Below are 21865 nucleotides of genomic sequence, written 5' to 3'. Positions count from 1 at the left end.
ATTTCGTGGGGCAAGAGTAAGGCGCAAGCGCAGGCCGGATCAGCCGACCGTCGCCAGCAGCGGAAAGGTTTCCAGAAGCCAGAAGGCCAACGCCGAGAACGCCCCCGTCAAAAGGGCGACCCCCACCGCGACCAGCAGCAGCCCCATGACCTTTTCGATCACAGCCATGTGGCGTTTGATCCGGTTCATCAGCCCCATGGCACGGGTCAGAAAGATCGCTGCCAGAAGAAACGGAATACCCAGCCCCACCGCGTAAACCGCCAGCAGTGCGGTGCCCCGCGCAACCGACGCCTCTGATGCCGCCATCGACAGGATCGCGCCCAGGATCGGGCCGATACAGGGCGTCCAGCCAAAGGCAAATGCCAGCCCCAGAACATAGGCGCCAAAAGCCGATCCGCCGCTGTCGCCCGCCTCCATCCGTGCCTCGCGGTCCAGGAAACCGATGCGGAACACACCCAGGAAATGCAGGCCGAAAACGATCACCACGACGCCCGCGACACGCGAAAGCAGAACCTGGTTCTGCAGAAACAGCATGCCGATCCAGCTGGCGGTGAAACCCAGGAAGATGAAGACCGTCGACAGCCCCATGACGAAGAACAGCGCCGCGGTCACCACGCGCCGCCGATCCTGCCCACTGGCGACATCCGACATGCTCATGCCGGACATGAAGGCCAGGTAAGGCGGCACGATGGGCAGCACGCAGGGGCTGAGGAATGACAGGAACCCCGCCAACAGCGCCACGAACATGGCGGGCAGTAGGGCCGCGTCGATGATCTCGATTCCGAACATGGCTTTCCCTTACGCGCTGACGTGGCCTGCGTCACCTGCACGCGGTGTCACATCCTTGTGGACGACCTGAAACATCGTCGCTATCTCAGCGGCATGAATGACGTTCTGGATGCCACCGGGCTGCTATGCCCCCTGCCGGTCCTGAAGGCGCGCAAGCGGCTGATGGCGCTGCCTGAGGGCGGCGTGCTCGTGCTGCAGACCGACGATCCGGCCGCCATCGTCGACGTGCCGCATTTCTGCGCCGAAGCCGGGCATTCCCTGGAAGACAGCCGCGAAGACGGCTTGGTCACGACCTGGACGATCCGCAAGGCCGGCCGGACCGCCTGAGACGGCCCGACCGCTTGGCGTTCACCGGCCCAGCGACCACCAGCCGCGGCGCTTGGGCTTGTCGGACTCGGGTTCAGCAGACTCGGTCGTGTCTGCCGTCTCCAAAGGCGCTTCGGTCACGGTTTCGCCGGCTTCCGTCACCGCTTCGGCGATCACCGCTTCGGCCTTCTTGCGGGTGCGCTTGGGCTTGGGTTTCTCGGCGGGCGCCTCGTCGGCCTTGGTTTCCGCAACGGGCGCGGCATCGGCCTCGGAGGGTTCCGCCTCTTCGGCCTTGGTCTTTTTCGCGGTGGTTTTGGTCGATTTCGTCGACTTCGTCGACCGCGATCGCGTGACGGTTTTCTTGGGCTTTTCCGCGGGTTTGTCTTCGGCGGCATCGGTCGCTGCATCCGCTGCGGGCGCTTCCGGGGCCGGCTCTTCCGCGGCGGCCTCGGCGGGCGCCTCTTCGGCCTTCTTCTTCGACCGTGACCGGCTGGAGCGCGAGCGGGACGTGGTTTTCTTGGGCTTCTCGTCCGCCCCGGCGTCCACTTCGGTTTCGGCCTCGGCCTCAACCGCGACATCCGCCGTGTCGCCATCCGCAGCGGCGGCTTCGGTCTGTGCAGGTTCCGAGGGCGCATCCTCGTCACCGGCAGCATCTCCGTTGTCGCCGTTGTCACCGTTGTCGCCGTTCTCCGCATCCCGCGATTTGGACGACCGGCGGCGGCGGCGGCGGCGGCGCTTCTTGGGTTTCTCCTCGCCCGAGCTTTCCTCGGTCTCGGCGGTGGCTTCGGCTTCGGTTTCGTCTTCCTCCTCGGCCTCAAGCGCGTCTTCGTCGACCGCATCCATGATCGAGGTATCGACCGATACGACCGGCGCCGCCTCGGGCACTGACCGGGTCGCGGTCTTGAATTTCTCCATCGAGAAGTCGGGAGACACCAGCGCCGGATCACCTTCGATCCGCACCGACATGCCGTAGCGCGCCTCGATCTGGGCGATGTGCTCGCGTTTCTGATTCATCAGGAAGTTGGCGATCCCGACCGGGCATTTCACCAGCACCTCGCGGGTGCGTCGGCGAGTGCCTTCCTCTTCGATCTGGCGCAGCACCATCAGCGCCATGTTGTCGTCGGACCGGATCAGCCCGGTGCCGTGACAATGGGTGCAGGGCTGGGTGGTGGCCTCGATCATGCCGGGCCGCAGGCGTTGGCGGGACATCTCGAGCAGGCCGAACCCGCTGATCCTACCCACCTGGATGCGGGCGCGGTCGGTCTTGAGCTTGTCTTTCAGGCGCTTTTCGACGGCGGCGTTGTTCTTGCGCTCGTCCATGTCGATGAAATCGATCACGATCAGCCCGGCAAGGTCACGCAGGCGCAACTGGCGGGCCACTTCCTCGGCCGCTTCCAGGTTGGTCTTGAGCGCGGTTTCCTCGATCGAACCTTCCTTGGTGGCCCGGCCCGAGTTCACGTCGATCGCCACCAGCGCTTCGGTCACCCCGATCACGATGTAGCCGCCGGATTTCAGCTGAACGGTGGGATTGAACATCCCCGCCAGGTAGCTTTCGACCTGGTAGCGCGCGAACAGCGGCAACTGGTCCTGGTAGTGCTTCACGTTCTTGGCGTGGGACGGCATGATCATCTTCATGAAGTCCTTGGCGATGCGGTAACCGCGGTCGCCTTCCACCAGAACCTCATCGATGTCACGGTTATACAGATCACGGATCGACCGTTTGATCAGGTCGCCTTCCTCGTAGATCTTGGCCGGCGCGATGGATTTCAGCGTCAGTTCGCGGATCTGTTCCCACAGCCGCTGGAGGTATTCGTAGTCGCGCTTGATCTCGGTCTTGGTGCGCTGCGACCCGGCGGTGCGGATGATCAGCCCGGCGCCTTTCGGCACCTCGATCGAATTGGCGATCTCCTTGAGCTTGGAGCGATCCGACGCGTTGGTGATCTTGCGCGAGATGCCGCCCCCGCGTGCGGTGTTGGGCATCAGCACGCAATAGCGCCCGGCCAGCGAAAGGTAGGTCGTCAGCGCGGCGCCCTTGTTGCCGCGTTCCTCCTTGACCACCTGGACCAGCATGATCTGCCGAACCTTGACGACTTCCTGGATCTTGTAGCGGCGCGGGCGCGGCTTGCGTGCCGGGCGGATGTCTTCCTCGGTGTCGTCGTCGGATACCGATTCGATGCTTTCGTCCTTGGACGCGGCATCGCCCGCATCGCCGTTGTCGTCGTGCTCGGCCTCGTCCGCCTTGGACTTGCCGCCCGCGACTTCGTCGCTGCCGTCTGTATCGTCGGGTTCCTCGACCGGAGTTTCCTGCACCGTCTCCATCGGCGACAGGCCTTCGCCCGCGTCCGCGGCGGTGGTTGCGTCCTCCGCATACTCGTCATCGCCGAGGTCGATCGTTTCCATACCCGAAATGTCGCCCGCCGCCTCGGCGCTGGTCACCTTGTCGGCAGGTTTGCTGGATTCGGCCCGGGACGACGATTTGCGTCGCGACCGCGACCGCGACCGCGAGGATTTCGGCTTTTCCTTCTCGTCCTCGTCCTCGGCCGCGGCCAACGCCGCCTCTTCCTCCATCAGCGCCTTTCGGTCGGCAACGGGGATCTGGTAGTAATCCGGGTGGATTTCCGAGAAAGCCAGAAAGCCGTGCCGGTTGCCGCCGTAATCGACGAAGGCAGCCTGCAACGAGGGTTCGACCCGCGTGACTTTCGCTAGATAGATGTTGCCGGCGAGCTGGCGCTTGTTTTCCGATTCAAAGTCGAATTCCTCGACCTTGTTTCCGTCCACCACCACGACGCGGGTCTCTTCCGCGTGGGTGGCGTCGATGAGCATTTTCTTTGGCATAGTGTCCTGAAGCACGCCGGACGACCGCGCGCCCCTGGAGGAGCGGCGGATCGGTGGGCGTGGCTGTTTCGGGCGAAGTGGCGCGCATGGGAACGGGGGGACGGTCTGCCCTCACCCGGTTGCCTCGCATCGCTTGCGCGCGTCATCGCGGTTCTTCTCCGACGCTCGCCACGGCGTAAGCCGCGCGGCGCCCGTTGCGTGCCCGTCTCGCCATGCGGTCGGGGCTGTGGAATGTGGCCCTGGGGCCGGATCGGTCTGACCGGGACGCGGGTTTTAGGCGCACACGCCAGCGGTCAGCGAAACTCTGGGCGATCGACCAAGCCGTCGCCTGACGTTCAACATAAGGGCAGCAACAGGGAAAAGACAATGGACAATCGCATCGGTCGGGTTGGAAATCGGTCCACGCCCGGTGCTTCCGAAGACAGAAATCGGCCCCTTGCCTTCGCGCGCAATGCCCTCAGACTCGACTTTGCACCAATTGAACCGGAACAGGAACCCGCATGCGCAGCCGCTCGGTGATCCACGTCGTTTCCTGCCATGCCGAAGGCGAAGTCGGCGACGTGATCGTGGGCGGCGTCGCACCGCCTCCGGGGGACACGCTGTGGGATCAGCGGGCGTGGATCGCGCGGGATCAGTCCTTGCGCAATTTCGTCCTGAACGAACCGCGCGGCGGTGTCTTCCGGCATGTGAACCTTCTGGTGCCGCCCAGGCACCCCGACGCGGACGCGGCCTTTATCATCATGGAGCCCGAAGACACCCCGCCGATGTCCGGCTCGAACGCGATCTGCGTGGCGACCGTGCTGCTGGACACCGGCATCCTGCCGATGACCGAACCGGTGACCGAACTGTGCCTGGAGGCGCCGGGCGGGCTGGTTCGGGTGCACGCCGATTGCGCCGACGGCAAGGCGCGCCGGATCAGCGTGGAAAACCTGCCGTCCTTCGCCGGTCTGATGGATGTCGCGCTGGAGGTCGAGGGGCTGGGCACGCTGCGCGTCGACACCGCGTTCGGCGGTGACAGCTTTGTCGTTGTCGACCCCGCCGCGCTTGGCATGGCGCTGGAACCCGACGCGGCGCGCGAGATCGCCGAGTTGGGCGTGCGCATCACCAATGCGGCCAATCGGCAGCTGCGGTTCGCCCATCCCGACCGTCCCGACTGGACCCACCATTCCTTTTGCCTGTTCGCGGCACCGCTCAAACGCGACGGTGATCACCTGACCGCGCAATCGGTCGTGGCGATCCAGCCCGGCAAGCTGGATCGCTCGCCCACGGGCACGGCGGTATCGGCACGCATGGCGCTTCTGCATGCCCACGGTCAGATGACAGAAGCCGACCGGTTCACAGCCATCTCGATCATCGGTTCAACCTTCGAGGGGCGCATCCTGGGAACGACGCAGGTCGGCGACCGCGCGGCGATCCGCCCGCAGATCAGCGGACGCGCCTGGATCACCGGCACCCACCAGCACATGCTGGACCCCGACGATCCCTGGCCCGCCGGATACCGCCTGTCCGATACCTGGCCGCGCATCCGCTGAGCGTTCAGCCTGCTTCGTTCAGGCGCTTGATCAGGCTGGACGTATCCCAGCGGCCGCCGCCCATTTTCTGGATGTCCTTGTAGAACTGGTCGACCAGCGCCGTCACCGGCAACGACGCGCCGTTTTCATTGGCAGTGCTCAGGCAGATGCCCAGATCCTTGCGCATCCAGTCGACGGCAAAGCCGTGGTCGAACTTGTCGTCCAGCATGGTTTCGTATCGATTGACCATCTGCCACGACCCCGCCGCACCGCCGCCGATCACCTCGACCACCGCGCGCCCGTCCAGCCCGGCCTTCTGGGCGAAATGCAGCCCTTCGGACAGGCCCTGCACCAACCCGGCGATGCAGATCTGGTTGACCATCTTGGTCAGTTGCCCCGAACCGCTGTCGCCCAGCCGCTTGCACAGCTTGGCATAAGCCTGCATCACCGGTTCGGCGCGCGCATAGATATCCTCGTCGCCGCCGCACATGATGACCAGCTGGCCGTTTTCTGCACCGGCCTGCCCTCCAGAAACCGGCGCATCGACGAAATGCAGCCCCAGGCCGCCGGCCGTGCTGTGCAATTCGCGGGTGATCGCCGCCGAGACCGTGGTGTGATCGACGAAAACCGCGCCCTGTTCCATCCCGGCAAAGGCACCGTCCGCGCCTTCGCAGACGCCCCGCAGGTCGTCGTCATTGCCGACGCAGGCCATCACGAATTCGGCGCCGGCGGCGGCCTTGGCCGGGCTGGCAGCCGACCGTCCGCCATGCTGGGCGACCCAGGCGTCGGCCTTGGCGGCGGTGCGATTGTAGACGCAGACGTCGTGCCCCGCCTTGGCGAGGTGACCGGCCATCGGATAGCCCATCACGCCCAAACCCAGAAATGCGACCTTTGCCATGACACCCTCCCTGATCGAGTTTCCGCCCGCACCGCCTGCGCCCCTTGGCATCGTGGCGGGGTCGGGCTAAGCCGTCTGGCATCCCAAGTATCGCAGAAGGACGCAAAGGGAAATGGCGCGCGTGTTCCGATGGTTGCTCAGGCTGGTCAGCGCCGCGCTGGTTCTGTCGGTGCTGGCCGTGCTGGTGGTCTATTACCTCGCCTCGCGGTCGCTGCCCGACTACGACAACACCCGTCCCACCGCCGGGATCACCGGCGATATCGAGATCGTGCGCGACAATGCCGGTGTGCCGCATATCTTCGCGCTGTCCGACCGCGACGCGTTCTTCGGCCTGGGTTATGCCCATGCACAGGACCGGCTGTGGCAGATGATGCTGCTACGCCGCACCGCCCAGGGCCGCCTGTCCGAGATGTTCGGCGAACGCACGGTGCGCACCGACACGTTGCTGCGCCGGCTGGATCTCTATCCGCTGGCGGTGCAATCCGTGGAGGCGCAGGACGCCGCGACGCTGGATGCGCTCGAAGCCTATGCCTCCGGGGTCAACGCCCGCATCGACGAAATCAATGCCGACAGTCTGGGCCGCGGCGCACCGGAATTCTTCCTGTTCAGCGCCCCCGTCGCACCGTGGAAACCGGCCGACAGCATCGCCATCGTCAAACTGATGGCATTGCAATTGTCCGGCCATCTGAACGAAGAGGTCCTGCGCGCCCGCACCTCGCTACTGCTGGACGATGCGGCGCGGCTGGCCGATATCCTGCCCGACATGCCCGGCCAGGGCACCGCCGCCCTGCCCGACTATGCCAGCCTGGCGCCCGGTGCACCCGGTCCGACCCGCAGCGCCCGCGCCGATCTGCCGCCTTTCTGGCCGGTGGCACCGCGCGGTCTGGCCGGCGCATCGAACGGCTGGGCCGCGGCGCCGGAACGCTCGGCCGGCGGCGGCACGCTGCTGGCCAATGACCCGCACCTGGGCTTCACTGCGCCCGCGATCTGGTATCTGGCAAGGCTGCAACTGCAATCGGGCGGCGTGATCGGCGGCACGATCCCCGGCATCCCCGCGGTGATGGTGGGACGGTCGGAAAAGCTGGCCTGGGGTCTGACCTCCAGCTATCTCGACGATCAGGATCTGTTCATCGAGGAACTGAACCCCGACAACCCCGAAGAATATCGCGGACCCGACGGGTTCAGGCCCTTCGTCACGCGCAAGTCGATCATCGAGATCAAGGACGCGCCGGCGGTCACCGTTACCCTGCGCTTTACCGATAACGGCCCGGTTCTGCCGGGTTCTCAATTCGACCTTGCCGAAATCACCCCGCCTGGACATGTGGTGTCACTGTCCTGGACCGCGCTCAGCCCGCGCGACACCTCGATGACCGCGGCGATGGGCCTGATGACGGCCGGGTCGGTGCGCGAGGCGATCGAAGTCAGCGCGGCCTATGTCGCACCTTCGCAGGTGTTGACCCTGATCGACCGCGACACGATCGGCATGAAGCTGGTCGGCACCATGCCGCGCCGCGACGCCAACCACCAGAGCCAGGGCCGTCTGCCCAGCCCGGGCTGGATCGCGGCCAATCGCTGGCAAGGCGTGCTGCCCTACAGCGCCAATCCCGGTTTCCTGTCGCCCAGCGGCGGCATCGTCGGCAATACCAACAACAAGATCCTCGACCGTCCTTTCCCGCTGCATGTCAGCTTCGATTGGGGCGACAGTCAGCGGGTGCAGCGCTGGCAGGCGCTGATGCAGGGCCGCAAGGTCCATACCCGCGAAAGTTTCGTCGAGGCACAGCTCGACACCGTTTCACCCGCCGCGCGCACGCTGTTGCCGCTGATCGGTCGCGATCTCTGGTTCACCGGAGAAGCGGCACCCGAAGGCACACCGGAACGGCAGCGCAGACGCGCGCTCGACCTGCTGGCCAACTGGTCCGGCGAGATGAACGAACATCTGCCCGAACCGCTGATCTATGCCGCCTGGATCCGCGCCCTGCAAGACCGACTGATCCGCGACGACCTGGGCCCCTTGGCCGACGCGTTCACGCATGTCGAACCGCTGTTCATCGAACGGGTCTACCGCGACATCGACGGCGCCAGCGCCTGGTGCGACGTGATCCGGTCGGCCGCCGAGGAAAGCTGCACAGACATCGCCCGGCTGGCGCTGGATGATGCCCTGGTCTGGATCGATGAGACCTACGGCACCGCATTGGAAAGCCTGCGTTGGGGCGATGCCCACCAGGCCACCCACGACCACCCGGTCCTGGGCGACGTGCCGTTGCTGCGCCAATTCGTCAACATCCGCCAAAGCACCAGCGGTGGCGATCACACGCTGCAACGCGGACGGACCTCGGGCGATGATCCGAACCCGTTCCTGAACGTGCACGGGGCCGGCTATCGCGGTGTCTACGATTTCGCCGATCCCGACAGTTCGGTCTTCGTCACCTCGACCGGGCAGTCGGGGCATTTCCTGTCGCGGCATTACGACGATCTGGGTCAGCTCTGGCGGCGTGGCGAATACATCCCGATGTCGCTCGACGAAGATCTTGCGCGCGCCGCCTCGGTCGGCATCACGCGTCTGGTCAAGCCGTGACACGGCTGACGATTGCCGAAGCCGAGACACTGGTCCGCGACGCGCTGCGCGCGGCAGGCTGGCCCGCGGATGCGCCGCTCGTCTCGCTCAAGCCGCCGAAAGCCACGCGGCCATCTTGCGTCTTTCGCCTGGACAGTCCGACCCGCCCTGCCGTGCTCAAGGTCTGGTCGCCCGCAATGTCCGCCAAGGCGGCACGGCAAGTGGCGCGACAGGATGCGGTGGCACGCGGTCTTGGCGACGGAGCGTTCCGCGCGCCGGCGATCCTGTTCTTCGACCCCGATCGCCACGTCGTTGCGATGGCACTTGTGGCAGGCCGCGATGCCGGTGCGCTCTGGCAGGACAGCGGTGATCTCGCGCATCTGCGCCGCGCCGGTTCCTGGGTCGCCGCACTGCACGGGCTGAGCGCGGAACAGGTGGCGTTCCGGCCCGCGGGGCTGCTGAACTGGCTGGACAGGTTGCAGGCGGAACTGGTCGAAGGCGGGCGGCCGATTCCGGACGCGGAGAGTTTTCGCGAAGCCGCGGCCGGCGTCCAGGCGCTGGCAAGCACGGTCCGAAAGGCACCGGCGCGCCGCGCCATCACCCACCGCGATCTCAACCTGTCGAACATGATCATCGGCGATATGGTCTGGGGGCTGGATTTCGAAAACGACCGACCCGACGACGCAGCGCGCGACATCGCGCATCTGGCGCTCGATGCCATGGCCCGCGCACCGCAAGCCATCGCGCCGCGAGCCGTTCTGGCGGCGCTGCGTGATGGCTATGGCGACAGCGGCACCGCGCCCGAGGTCACGCTGTTCCTGCAACGCTGTTTTTGCCTGGGCGTCTGGGCCAACACCAAGTTGCAGCCGTCGCGGGTCAACCAGGCTCGGCTGGATGCAGCCCGCTGGCTGCTGAAACAGGACGAACCGCTGATCTAGAGCGCTTCGAACCGCGCGCGGTCGCGGGCCGACCACAGCACATGCAGTCGGACGCCATCCTCGGCCTGTTCCTCGCGCTCGACCAGCCCCTTGTCGAACAGCCACGCCCGGCGTTTGCCATCGGCATGGGCCAATGTGACGACATCGTGCTGCCGCGCACCGCCAAGCGCCTCGGTCGCCGCCTCGAGAAACCGGTCCAATCCCGTCCCTGTCCAAGCCGATACGGCAAAGACGCTGTCCGTCCGGGCGGCGCGCACGCGCACTGCCTCGGCATCGGCTTCCGACAACAGGTCGATCTTGTTCCACAATTCGATCAGCGGAACGTCGTCGCGAACACCAAGCCCATCAAGGATTCCGCGCACGTCCTCGGCCTGCTCCTCGGTGTTGGGATGGGCGATGTCACGCACGTGCACGATCAGATCTGCGGCCAGCACCTCTTCCAGAGTCGCGCGGAAAGCGGCGACCAGTTCGGTCGGCAGGTCCGAGATGAACCCCACCGTATCCGACAGGATGACCTCGAGTCCTGTCGGCAACGTCACCGCCCGCATGGTCGGGTCGAGCGTGGCGAACAGCATGTCCTTGGCCATCACCTCGGCCCCGGTCAGGCGGTTGAACAGCGTCGACTTGCCGGCATTGGTATAGCCCACCAGAGCAACGATCGGATACGGCACCTTGGCGCGCGCCTTGCGGTGCAGGTCGCGCGTTCTGACGACCTTGTCCAGTTGCCGGCGCAGGCGCACCAGCTGTTCGTCGATGGCGCGGCGGTCCGCTTCGATCTGCGTCTCGCCGGGGCCGCCGACGAAACCCAGACCGCCGCGCTGACGTTCCAGGTGGGTCCATGCCCGCACCAGCCGCGTGCGCTGATAGCTGAGCGCCGCCATTTCCACCTGCAACACGCCCTCGCGGGTCGCCGCGCGGTCCGAGAAGATTTCGAGGATCAGCCCGGTCCGGTCCAGCAGCTTCACCCCCCATTCCTTTTCCAGGTTGCGCTGCTGCACGGGGCTGACCGGGCCATCGACGAGCACCAGCTCGACATCGGCGCTTTTCAGCCGACCCTTCAGTTCCGCGATCTTTCCCGACCCGAACAACATGCCGGGTTGCGGTTTCGGAAGCGGCACGACTTCCGACCCCACGACTTCGAGCCCGGGCAAGGCAACGGCCAATGCCACGGCCTCTTCCAGGGCCATGACGGCGTTGCGGCGGTCACGGTCGGACTTGATGTCGGGATGCAGGACCCAGGCGCGGGTCACCGGCGGAGCGTGGTTCTTCAAGCGCCCTCGTCGCCGTCATACAGGTTCACCGGCTGTGACGGCATGATCGTCGAAATCGCGTGTTTGTAGACCAGTTGCGACTGCCCGTCGCGGCGCAGCAGCACGCAGAAATTGTCGAACCAGGTGATGACACCCTGCAGTTTCACACCGTTGATCAGGAAAACGGTGACGGGCACCTTGGTCTTGCGGACATGATTCAGGAATGCGTCTTGCAGATTTTGTCTGTCCGAAGCCATTGAATTGCCTTTGTTCTTGCTTCGCGCCGCATTCGGCACGCCCTCGTTTCAGGCCGGAGTATGTCGCGCAAGGTTCGGAACTTCCAGCGGAAAAAGCGGCGCACCGGCCAACTGCACAAGGATTGGGCAATGCCTTGCCGTCAGTCGCGCCAGATTTCCGGCGTCAACATGACGATGATCGCCAGCAATTCGAGACGGCCCAGCACCATGGCGACGCAAAGCAGCAGCTTGGCGCCCGGTGCCAGGGCGATGAAATCGATCGGCGCCGCCGACGCGATCCCGATCAGCGGACCGGTGTTGGACAGCGTCGCGATGGTCAGCACCATGGCCGGCTCGAACGCGATGCCGAACAGGCCAAGGGCCACGCTGATCGCCGCAATGCAGATCGCGAACAGCATGAAGAAGACCCAGGCGATAAAGGCACCCTCGCGTCGGATGCGCCGGCTGACCAGGCCCGAGCGTGCAACGGATGACGGGTAGACCAGTTTCTCGATCTCGCGCATCCCGTTGACATAAAGCGCGTAGACCCGCAGCAGCTTGACGCCGCCCGCTGTCGTCGCCACCCCGCCGCCGACGATGGCCAGCCCCATCAGGATCAGACCCGGTGTGCTCAACCCCGACCAAGCCTGCGCGGTGTCCCAGTCGGCACTGACAAAGCCGGTCGTGGTCAGAAAGGACAACGCCGTGAACAAAGCCCCCCACAGCGCCCGAAGCCCAAGAACGATGTTTTCTTCTTCGCCGACATCGAAGGCCGCAACCCAATGCCGCACGAACAACGAGGTCGGCACGATCAGAACGATCACCAATCCCAGCCTGAATTCGGGGTCGAACAACAACCCCGTGCGCACCGCCTGAACGGTATCGCTGGAAAAGGTCAGCCGCGACAAAGCGAAGAACAGGAAGCAGAACAGGATCATCTCGCCGGGGATGCCGCTGGTGGCGCCGGTGAGCTGCCCCAAGGGCGAGATTCCCGACGTCGCCATGACCGACATTGCATGGCTGATCGCCACCAGCGGCGGATCGCCCGCCACCAGCAGCATAACGCACAATGCGCCGGTCAGGCCGATATAGGTCGGCAGCAAGGCCCGCGCGCCGCGCGCCAGTCGCTCGGCCGGGTCGGCCTGATCGCGGCGCATAGCACCGTGCGACGGGGTCTGTCCGGGTTCGCCGCTGGCCGTCACCTCGAATCCACCCAGCGTCAGCGGCGCCATGATCGCCGCCGCCGCGACCCACATCAGCGCGCCGCCCATCCAGCCGACCTGAGCCCGCCAGAGGTGCTCGGGCCCCGACAGGCGCGCGGGCTCGAACATCGTCAATCCCGTCGTGGTAAGGGACGACACCATCTCGACATAGGCGCTGAGATAGGTCGTGCTGCGGACCGCCTCGTAAAACGGCACGGCCAACACAGCCGGCAGGGCGATGAAGACGCCAAGCAGCGCCAGCAATTGCCGTAGCGCGCTGCGATTGTGGCGCTGCCCGGCCTGGGCAAGCGCGATCAGCGTCGTCAGCGTCAGGCCCAGAACCGCGGCATAGAAGAACGACCGTGCATCGTGGAAATCCTCTATCGCCAATGCGAAGGCCGCCGGAACCAGCATCGACGCACAGGCGATCCCGAGGATCAGCAGGAACAGCGGCAATCGGTGCAGCGTCGACATCGCTCAGAAGAAATCGATCGAGACCTGAAGCAGGCGCTCGACCTCGGGCACATCCTTGGCCATGGCGAAGATCACGACATGGTCGCCATCGTCGATGCGCAGGCTGCCGGTTGGCTTGACCACCTTGCCCTGCTTGCTGACGGCGCCGACCAGCACGCCTTCGGGAAAGTCGATCTCGCGGATGCGCAGCCCGGCCATGGGCGAGGTAGACAGGACTTCGGCTTCGATCACCTCGGCTTCGGCATCGCCGATGGAATAGACCGACCGCACCTTGCCATGCCGGATGTGGCGCAGGATCGAGCTGACCGTTGTCGCGCGCGGGTTGATATAGGCGTCGATGCCGAGCGGCTCCATCAACGGCACCAGCGTCGGGTCGTTGATCAGCGCGATGGCCATCGGACAGCCCTCGGCCTTGGCGCGGACGGCGGCCAGCATGTTGGTCTTGTCGTCGTCGGTCACGCATAGGATGGCATCGGCGCGGTCGACGCCGGCCTCGGACAGCAGCGCGACGTCAAGACCATCGCCGTTCAGCACGATGGTCCGTTCGAGCGCCTCGGCGGCGCGTTCGGCGCAGGCCCGGCTGCGTTCGATCATCTTGGCGCGCACACGCTCGGGGCGTTCTTCCAGCGATTTCGCCACCATCAGTCCGACATTGCCGCCACCAACGATGATGATGCGTTCCTGCTTGCGCACCGTCTTTCCGAAGATCTCCATCGTGCGCCGGATATCGTCGGAATGCACCACCATGTAGGCGCTGTCGCCGACGAACATCTGGTCGCCGGCCTCGGGCGCGAACAACGTGCCATCGCGGCGAACACCCACCACCACCGACCGCAACGTCGAGAACAGGTCGGTCAACTGCCGCAGGGGCGTGTTGACGATCGGACAATTCTCGTCCACCGAAAGTCCCAGCAGATGTGCCTGACCGCCCAGGAACACCTCGGTGTCAAAAGCCGCTGGCGCCGACAGGCGTTGCAACGCCGCCTCGGCGACTTCGAGTTCGGGGCTGATCACCACGTCGATGGGCAGGTGGTCACGGCGGTAAAGGTCCGAATAGATGGCCGTCAGGTAGCTGCGCGCGCGCAGCCTGGCGATCTTGCGCGGTACGGAAAACACCGAATGGGCCACCTGGCAGGTGACCATGTTGACCTCGTCCGAATAGGTCGCGGCGATGACCATGTCGGCGTCGCGCGCCCCGGCTTTTTCCAGAACGTCGGGGTAGGACGCGAACCCGGCAATGCCCTGCACGTCCAGGGTATCCGTCGCGCGGCGAACCAGATCGGGATTGTTGTCCACAACGGTGACGTCGTTGCGTTCACCCGACAGGTGCCTCGCGATCTGCCAGCCGACCTGCCCTGCGCCGCAAATGATGACCTTCATGCCCTGTCCCTTGCGGTCCCACCCCCGATGGCATGGCACGGCACCGCGCCATGGTCAATTGCCGCCGCGGCGGCAATCCGGCCTGTTCAAGACCCGTTCAGGTCGCCTCTTCCATGTCGCCCTCGACGCGCGCGACCCGGGCGCCGGCCTTTTGACTGGTGACCACACCCAGCGATTTCAGCTTTCGGTGCAAGGCCGAGCGTTCCATCCCGACAAAGGACGCGGTGCGCGAGATGTTTCCGCCAAAACGGTTGATCTGGGTCAGCAGATATTCCCGCTCGAACGCTTCGCGCGCCTCGCGCAGCGGCAGCGTCGCCAACTGGCCCGACAGGACGACGCGATCCTCGCCTTCCTGCTCGGGTGCGGTATCCTGCGGCAGTTCGCGCGCCTCGATCGGACCGGTGCCGTCGCCCAGGATCAGCACCCGTTCCACAAGGTTCTTGAGTTGGCGGACATTGCCCGGCCACAGCATGGTCTGCATCAACGCCTCGGCCTCTTCGCTGAGTTCGCGCAACGGCAGCCCCTGGGCGCGGTTACATTCGGCGATGAACAGCCGCGCGAGCAGCGGGATGTCCTCGCGCCGGTCTGCCAGCGACGGAACGGCGATCGGGACCACGTTCAGCCGGTGATACAGCTCCTCGCGGAACCGGCCCGCTGCGATTTCCGCTTCGAGGTCGCGGTTGGTCGACGATATCACCCGCAGATCGACCCGCACCTTGTCGGCCCCGCCGACCCGTGTGAACTGCTGGTCGACCAGCACCCGCAGGATCTTGGACTGGGTGCCGGTGGGCATGTCGGCCACTTCGTCGAAATACACCACGCCGCCATGCGCCTGTTCCAGCAGCCCCGGTTCGACGCCGCGCTCCGGCGTCTCGCGGCCGAACAGCACCGCTTCCATCGTCTCGGGCGCCACGCCGGCGCAGTTGACGGTGACGAAAGGTCCCGCAGCCCGGTTCGACTTGGCGTGGATATAACGTGCGGCAACCTCCTTGCCCGATCCTGCCGGGCCGGTCAGCATCACCCGGCCGTTTGACTTGGTCACCTTGTCAAGCTGGCCCAACAATGCCCGGAAGGCCGGGCTTTCGCCGACCATCTGCGCCTGCTTGACCTCGCCGCGCTTGAGCTTCTGGTTCTCGCGACGCAGGCGCGACGTCTCCATCGCGCGCCGGATCACCACCATCAGCTGGTCGATGTTGAACGGCTTTTCGATGAAGTCGTAGGCGCCCTGCTTGATCGCCGCCACGGCGATTTCGATGTTGCCATGGCCCGAGATGATGACCACCGGCACATCCGGATTGTCGCGCTTGACGGTCTTGAGGATGTCGATCCCGTCCATCTTGCTGTCCTTCAGCCAGATATCCAGGATCAGCAGCGCCGGTGCCTCGGCGTTGATCTGCGCCATCGCTTCGGACGAATTGCCGGCCAGCCGCGTCGTGAAGCCCTCGTCCTGCAGGATGTCCCCGATCAGTTCGCGGATGTCCCGTTCGTCGTCGACTATCAGAATGTCGCTCATGCGCCTCTCTCCACCAATCCTGTCATACCGCCAAGGCGGTCTTGTCCTGCAACGCCGCCGCGGCCTCTTGGCTGAGGGGCAGCCGAATGACGGCCATCGCACCGGCATGGTCGTTGCCATCGAAAACCGGCGCATCCTCGAGCGTCAGCGTACCGCCGTGCTCCTCGATGATCTTCTTGACGATCGGAAGGCCCAGCCCGGTGCCCTTGTCACGCGTCGTCACGTAGGGTTCGAACAACCGCGCCCGGTCTTCCGGCAGCCCGATGCCATTGTCCATGATCCTGATCTCGGCCTTGCCATCGTCGACCGCGCAGATCACGCGGATTTCCGCGGAAAGCCCAGGTTTTTCGCCTTTTTCAACAAGGCTTTCAATGGCTTCTCCGGCGTTCTTTATCAAGTTCGTCAGCGCCTGCCCGATCATTGTCGCGTCCAGTTCCGCCGGAAGCGACGTTTCCGGCAGATCGGTGACGAAATGCACATCCGGCTGGCCGGTTTCCTGCAACAGAACCGCCCCGCGCAACAATTCACGCAGGTCTTCGGGTTTGCGATCCGGTTCGGGCATCCGCGCGAACTTGGAAAACTCGTCGACGATCCGGCGCAGATCGTTGGTCTGGCGCACGATCACCTCGGTCATCTGTTCCAGGCTTTCGGCATTCTCGCCTTCCAGAACCCGGCCGAACTTGCGCCGCATGCGTTCGGCGGACAACTGTATCGGTGTCAGGGGGTTCTTGATTTCATGCGCGATGCGCCGGGCGACGTCACCCCAGGCGGCCATCCGTTGCGCACTGACAAGGTCGGTAACGTCGTCGAAAGCCACGACATAACCCTCGAGCCCGCCATCCTGACGGCGCCGCGTCGCCAGCCGCACCAACAGGTGTTCCAACCGCCCGGCACGGCTGACCTTGATTTCTTCCTGGGCGGTTTCGCCGCCCTCGGTGCGCAGCCGGTCGAACAACGCGCCGAATTCCGGCACCGCAACCGGCAGGGGCACGTCCGATCGGCTCTTGTGCCAATCCAGCAACCGCTCGGCCGACCGGTTCACGAAGGTCACGCAGCCCTGCGCGTCCAGTCCGACAACCCCCGAGGTCACCGAACTCAGCACCGAATCGAACAGTCGCTGGCGGCGTTCGATCTGCCGGGTGTTTTCCAGAAGCGTCTCGCGCTGACCCTTGAGTTGCCGGGTCATCTGGTTGAAGTAGCGCCCCAGCATGGCGATTTCGTCGTCGCCCTCTTCCTCGATCACCTGCACGTCCAGATCGCCCGCACCGACCCGCTGCGCCGCGCCGGTCAGTCGACCGACCGGGCGGCTCAGCCGTTCGGCGAACCACAGACCTGCCCAGGTCGCGGCCAGTATCAGCAATACCGCGAAACCAAGGTAGAGCAGCGCGAAATCGAACAGCAACCGGCCCCGCTCGCTTTCCTGTTGCTGGTAGAACTGCGCGGTTTCCTTTGTTTCGTCCAGCAATGCCAGAAGCCGCCCGTCGACCTGCCGCGACACGTAGAGATAGCGATCGACAAAGGCCGAAAGCGGCAGCAGGGCGCGAAATTCGTTGTTGGCCCAGTCCTCGATCACCGTGACACCCTCGGCATCGGCAATGACGAAATCGGCCGGAGCGGGGCGTTCGTAATCGAACAGGTAGGAGCGCTCGCCGCGGGCCCGGATTTCTCCAGCGCCGTCGATGACATAGGCCTCGCGCAGCCCGCGCTGGATCTGGCCCTGGCCCTGGCTCAGCACCCGGCGCAATTCGCCATCATCCATGATGAACGTGGCGCGCCGGCTGGCATCGAGAAAGCCGCCAAGCGCGCGGGCATCCTGAACAAGCCCGGCGCGCTGATCGGTCTCATAGGCTTCGGCGGCGGTGCGCGACGCGGCAACGACGTTCTGCACCCGCGTCGAAAACCACGTCTCGAGCCCGCCATTGATGGTCAGAACCGCGAAAACGGCGACCGTCACGGCCGGCAACAACGCCATCAGAACGAACGCGCCGGTCAGGCGCAGATGCAGCCGCGAACCCGCCGATTGCGCCCGTCGGTCGGCGACCATGCGCGCGGCGCGCGCCAGAACCAGCGCCGCCAGCAGCAGAACATAAACCAGATCGGCCAGCAGGACGAGCCGCAGGGTCAGGCGGCTGCCCACGCCGGTATCCAAGGGGCCAAGCGCGAGGAATGTCAGCAAAGCCAGCACGGGCCCCAGCAGGACCAGGCCCAGCGTCGCAATATTCTGCACCCGCCGCTGCCGCCGCAGACGGCTGAGACGCGCCCAGGTCGTGCCTCGTGTCGTGCCCCGTGCCCGTGTGGCCACAGATGCCCCCGCTCAGATGTGCTGCTTTGCGCAGCGGACCGCCATATCTTGTGGTCTTGCTACCGCGATTTGCGGCATCGCCACAGTATGTGACCCTTTTACATCAACTTGCGGCGCCGTGTCACCCGGATATCCAGATCGGTGATCTTCTTGCGCAAGGTATTGCGGTTGATACCCAGCAGATCGGCGCATTTCGCCTGGTTTCCGCCGGTCGCGTCGAGGGCGATCTCGATCAGCGGCGCTTCTACTTCGCGCAGAATCCGTTGGTACAGGCCCGGCGGCGGCAGCATCGCGCCGTGCAGGTCGAAATAGCGGCGCAAGTGCCTTGCTACGGACGTGCCCAGCTTTTCGCCGTCTCCGCCGCGCAGGATCGGCCCGGTCTCGGGCTGGTGGCCCAACACCGCTTCCACTTCGGACCGGGCGATTTCTTCGCCGCGCGCCGTCAGCGACAGGCGGCGCACGACGTTTTCCAACTGCCGCACGTTGCCGGGCCAGCTATAAGCGCGGAACAGTTCAGCCGCGTCCTTCGACAGCCAGCGCTTCGTGCCCCCTTCGCGTTCGGTGCGGGCAAGGAAATGGTCGGTCAGCAGCGCGATGTCCTCGACCCGTTCGCGCAGGCTGGGCACCGCCAGGGTGGCGCCGCTGAGACGGTAGAACAGGTCGCGCCGCACCTTGCCTTCCTCCATCCGGCGCGCCAGATCGCCCTGCGACGTGGCCATGAACCGCGGCACGTGTTCGCCTGGCACGTCCATCATCCGCACGATGCGGGCCTGGATCTCGTCGCCGATATCGCCCAACTCGTCGATCAGCAGCGTGCCGCCCTTGACCCGCGCCAGCACCCGCGCCGGGCCTTCGAGATCGGCAAGGTCCGCCGCGGTCACCGTCACGAAGGGCAGCGTCCGGCGGTCCGAGAAATCGTGGATCGCCCGCGCGATCAGCGACTTGCCGGTGCCGCTCTCGCCCGAGATCAGCACTGGCAGGTCGGTGTTCATCACCTTGGCCACCAGCCGGTACAGCGCCTGCATTGCCGGCGTCTTGCCGACCAGCGGCAATTCCTCGGGTCCGTCGGCATCCAGCACCGGGTCGTCGCGACGCGGCAGTTTCTTGCGGTTCTCGAGCGCCCGCGCGGTGCGTTTCATCAGGTCGGGCAGATCGAATGGCTTGGGCAGGTAATCATAAGCCTCGGCCTCGGCCGCCTGGATCGCCGTCATGATGGTGTTCTGGGCCGAAATCACGATCACCGGCAGGTCCGGCCTGTCAGCCGATATCTTCGGCAACATCTCGAGCCCGTTCCCGTCGGGCATCACCACGTCCGAGATCACCACGTCGCCCTTGCCCTCGCCCACCCACCGCATGAGCGTGGTCAGCGAGGACGTGGCATGCACCTTGCAGCCCGCGCGCGTCAGCGCCTGGGTCAGAACCGTGCGGATCGTGCGATCGTCGTCGGCGACCAGAACCGTGCCATCCATGATGCGTCTCCTTATTTTTCCCGCGGCGCGCGCGGCAGTGAAATGCGGAACACCGTGCGTCCGGGCACGGAATCGACGGAGATCCAGCCGTCGTGATCCGAGATGATCTTGCTGACCAGCGCCAGGCCCAGCCCGGTGCCGTTTTCCTTGCCGGACACGAACGGATCGAAGATGTCGCCCTTGATTTCCGGCGGCAGGCCGGGGCCGTCGTCGATGACCTCGATCTGCAACGGCAGCGATTGCCCGGTGCCGTCGGCGCGGCGCAGTCGAAACGAATGCTCGAAATAGGTGTGCAACCGGATCGTGCCGCCCTTGGGCGATGCCTCCGAGGCATTCTTGAGCAGGTTCAGCACCACCTGCAGCAACTGGTCGGGATCGCCATGCGCCATCGGCAGCGACGGGTCGTAATCCTCGACGATCTTCATGTGTGCGCCGAAGCCCAGCAGCGAAGAGCGCCGCGCGCGATCGAGAACGTCGTGGATGTTGACCGGCTTGCGCTCGGGGGCGGACAGGTTGCCGAATTGTTCGACCTGTTCCAGCAGCTTCACGATACGCCGCGTCTCGGCCACGATCAAGTCAGTCAACTCAAGGTCTTCGGGACCAAGGTTCATGCTCAGCAATTGCGCCGCGCCGGTGATGCCCGCAAGCGGGTTCTTGATTTCGTGCGCCAGCATCTCGGCCATGCCGATGGCCGACTTGGCCGCCGACTTGACCGAATGGCTTTGCGTCATCCGGCCCGCCAGTTCGCGCGGGCTGATCAGCACGATCATCCAGCCCGGTTTGCCTTGCAGCGGCGCGATCTGCAGGTTGCAGACCAGCGGCGGGCGGCTGCCGGTTCCCACATCGACATCATTCACGAAAAGCGGGGTGCCATTCTCTCGCGCGCGCACCATGCTTTCCTCGAGCGGTGCATCGACGGCCAGCCTGTCCCAGATCGGCTGGCCGACCAGCCACTTGGCGGAATTGTTCATGAAGCCTTCGGCCGCGGGGTTCAGATCGGCGATACGTTCCTCGGCGTCCAGCAGGATCGCGGGAACCGGCAGCGAAGACCACAGCTGCAGCTCGAGTGCGGTGTTCATGCCGCCTGCCTTGCGCGGCCGGCGGCCAGCGCGTCGGGCAAAAGCGCGATGACTTCGGTCGGATCTTTCGATGTCAGCACGCGCCGGCGCAGCCCGGCACCGGTTCCGGCGCGGTCCATGTACCAGCCCAGATGCTTGCGGGCGCAGCGCAGGCCCAGATCGACGCCGTAGAAGGACAGCATCGCCTCGTAATGCGCGATGACCATCTCGACCAACGCCATGCCTTGCGGGATGCGGGGCGCCGGAACGCCAAAGAGCGAATGGGCGATCTCGGCCAGACGCCAAGGTGCGCCCTGCGCCGCGCGGCCCACCATCACGCCATCGGCGCCCGAGGCGTCCATCGCGTCGCGGGCGGTGCCGGCATCGACGATATCGCCATTGGCGATGACCGGTATCGACACGGCCTCCTTGACTGCGCGGATCGCCGCCCAGTCGGCCCGGCCCTTGTAGAACTGGCAACGGGTCCTGCCGTGGATCACCACCATGCGCACGCCGGCCGCTTCGGCCCGGCGGGCCAGGTCGGGCGCGTTCAGGCAGCCGTCATCCCAGCCCAGCCGGGTTTTCAGCGTCACCGGCAGGTCCACCGCGCCAACCACCGCCTCGATCAGCCGCAACGCGTGGTCTGGCACCTGCATCAGGGCCGAGCCGGACCAGCCGCCGGTCACCTTCTTGGCCGGGCAACCCATGTTGATATCGATCACCCGCGCGCCCATGTCCGCGACCATCCGTGCCGCTTCGGCCATCGGTCCGGGTTCGCGACCCGCAAGTTGCACCGACGTGTTGGCGATCCCGGCGCCCAGTTCGGCCTTTTCGCGGGTGCCGGGCCGCGCCGTCAGGAATTCTCCGCTGGCGATCATCTCGGACACGACCAGACCCGCGCCGAACCGGCTGACCAGCGTGCGGAACGGCAGATCGGTGATCCCCGCCAGCGGCGCCAGCAGAACCGGAGGCGTCACCACTCTGTCTCCCAGGTCGATCGTCAATTGCCCATTCCTTGTGCGCATGGCTTCGAGGTAGCGTGCCCCCCGTCAATTAACAACGATTGCACCGGAATTCCGGTCGGTCTCGCGCCACTGATGCCTAATTTTTAGGCGTTTTGCCCCGGGTGATTGCACCCGGTCAAGCCTCG

General features: G+C 65.5%; 16 protein-coding genes. 4 read left to right on the top strand and 12 right to left on the bottom strand.

Going from position 1 to position 21865, the window contains the following annotated elements; genetic code table 11:
- Positions 1 to 39: 39 nt before the first annotated feature.
- Positions 40 to 789, bottom strand: a complete 750-nt coding sequence (locus KUH32_RS12985; RefSeq protein ID WP_217779011.1) for a cytochrome c biogenesis CcdA family protein — start codon at positions 787 to 789, stop codon at positions 40 to 42.
- Between the two features lie 93 nt (positions 790 to 882).
- Here KUH32_RS12985 and KUH32_RS12980 point away from each other — a divergent pair, with 93 nt between their 5' ends.
- The gene (locus KUH32_RS12980) at positions 883 to 1116 is read left to right on the top strand and encodes a sulfurtransferase TusA family protein (protein WP_217779819.1); all 234 of its coding nucleotides are present in this window, start codon (positions 883 to 885) and stop codon (positions 1114 to 1116) included.
- Between the two features lie 21 nt (positions 1117 to 1137).
- Here the strand turns inward: KUH32_RS12980 and KUH32_RS12975 are convergent, their stop codons facing one another.
- Positions 1138 to 3930: an Rne/Rng family ribonuclease gene (locus KUH32_RS12975; RefSeq protein WP_217779009.1), complete on the bottom strand. Its 2793-nt coding sequence runs from the start codon at positions 3928 to 3930 to the stop codon at positions 1138 to 1140.
- A 500-nt stretch (positions 3931 to 4430) separates the two neighbouring features.
- Between KUH32_RS12975 and KUH32_RS12970 the strand changes: the two genes are divergently transcribed.
- Positions 4431 to 5462 (top strand): trans-3-hydroxy-L-proline dehydratase, encoded by a 1032-nt coding sequence (locus tag KUH32_RS12970; RefSeq protein ID WP_217779007.1) that lies wholly within the window; start codon positions 4431 to 4433, stop codon positions 5460 to 5462.
- 4 nt (positions 5463 to 5466) lie between these two features.
- Here the strand turns inward: KUH32_RS12970 and KUH32_RS12965 are convergent, their stop codons facing one another.
- Positions 5467 to 6339 (bottom strand): NAD(P)-dependent oxidoreductase, encoded by an 873-nt coding sequence (locus tag KUH32_RS12965; RefSeq protein WP_217779005.1) that lies wholly within the window; start codon positions 6337 to 6339, stop codon positions 5467 to 5469.
- A 112-nt stretch (positions 6340 to 6451) separates the two neighbouring features.
- Here KUH32_RS12965 and KUH32_RS12960 point away from each other — a divergent pair, with 112 nt between their 5' ends.
- Positions 6452 to 8914 (top strand): penicillin acylase family protein, encoded by a 2463-nt coding sequence (locus KUH32_RS12960; protein WP_217779003.1) that lies wholly within the window; start codon positions 6452 to 6454, stop codon positions 8912 to 8914.
- Entirely contained in the window at positions 8911 to 9831 is a 921-nt protein-coding gene (locus KUH32_RS12955) for an aminoglycoside phosphotransferase family protein (protein ID WP_217779002.1), read from the top strand. The genes KUH32_RS12960 and KUH32_RS12955 overlap by 4 nt, the downstream gene beginning before the upstream one ends.
- Here KUH32_RS12955 and hflX read toward each other — a convergent pair.
- The 9 genes from hflX to dusB all read right to left on the bottom strand — a co-directional run bounded on the left by hflX (position 9828) and on the right by dusB (position 21719).
- A complete protein-coding gene (gene hflX, locus KUH32_RS12950) occupies positions 9828 to 11081 on the bottom strand; it encodes a GTPase HflX (RefSeq protein WP_217779818.1) in 1254 nt (417 codons plus the stop codon). The genes KUH32_RS12955 and hflX overlap by 4 nt on opposite strands.
- A gap of 17 nt (positions 11082 to 11098) precedes the next feature.
- Positions 11099 to 11338: an RNA chaperone Hfq gene (gene hfq / locus KUH32_RS12945; RefSeq protein WP_217779000.1), complete on the bottom strand. Its 240-nt coding sequence runs from the start codon at positions 11336 to 11338 to the stop codon at positions 11099 to 11101.
- Between the two features lie 140 nt (positions 11339 to 11478).
- Complete coding sequence (locus KUH32_RS12940) at positions 11479 to 12993, bottom strand: TrkH family potassium uptake protein (RefSeq protein ID WP_217778998.1); 1515 nt, start codon at positions 12991 to 12993, stop codon at positions 11479 to 11481.
- Positions 12994 to 12996: 3 nt separating this feature from the next.
- Positions 12997 to 14373 (bottom strand): Trk system potassium transporter TrkA, encoded by a 1377-nt coding sequence (gene trkA / locus KUH32_RS12935; RefSeq protein WP_217778996.1) that lies wholly within the window; start codon positions 14371 to 14373, stop codon positions 12997 to 12999.
- A gap of 97 nt (positions 14374 to 14470) precedes the next feature.
- Positions 14471 to 15886 carry a nitrogen assimilation response regulator NtrX gene (gene ntrX, locus KUH32_RS12930; RefSeq protein ID WP_217778993.1) on the bottom strand — a complete coding sequence of 472 codons (1416 nt, stop codon included), beginning with the start codon at positions 15884 to 15886 and terminating at the stop codon, positions 14471 to 14473.
- Positions 15887 to 15908: 22 nt separating this feature from the next.
- A complete protein-coding gene (locus tag KUH32_RS12925; RefSeq protein WP_431358192.1) occupies positions 15909 to 18188 on the bottom strand; it encodes a sensor histidine kinase in 2280 nt (759 codons plus the stop codon).
- A 98-nt stretch (positions 18189 to 18286) separates the two neighbouring features.
- Positions 18287 to 19657 carry a response regulator gene (locus KUH32_RS12920; RefSeq protein ID WP_217778992.1) on the bottom strand — a complete coding sequence of 457 codons (1371 nt, stop codon included), beginning with the start codon at positions 19655 to 19657 and terminating at the stop codon, positions 18287 to 18289.
- Positions 19658 to 19668: 11 nt separating this feature from the next.
- Positions 19669 to 20736 carry a two-component system sensor histidine kinase NtrB gene (locus KUH32_RS12915; protein ID WP_217778990.1) on the bottom strand — a complete coding sequence of 356 codons (1068 nt, stop codon included), beginning with the start codon at positions 20734 to 20736 and terminating at the stop codon, positions 19669 to 19671.
- The gene (dusB, locus tag KUH32_RS12910) at positions 20733 to 21719 is read right to left on the bottom strand and encodes a tRNA dihydrouridine synthase DusB (protein ID WP_254899164.1); all 987 of its coding nucleotides are present in this window, start codon (positions 21717 to 21719) and stop codon (positions 20733 to 20735) included. The genes KUH32_RS12915 and dusB overlap by 4 nt, the downstream gene beginning before the upstream one ends.
- Between the last annotated feature and the right edge of the window lie 146 nt (positions 21720 to 21865).

The organism is Thalassococcus arenae, assembly GCF_019104745.1.
Classification (GTDB): Bacteria; Pseudomonadota; Alphaproteobacteria; order Rhodobacterales; family Rhodobacteraceae; genus Thalassococcus_B; species Thalassococcus_B arenae.
The sequence above is the reverse complement of the archived record's forward strand: the minus strand, read 5'-3'. Positions and strand labels throughout refer to the sequence as shown.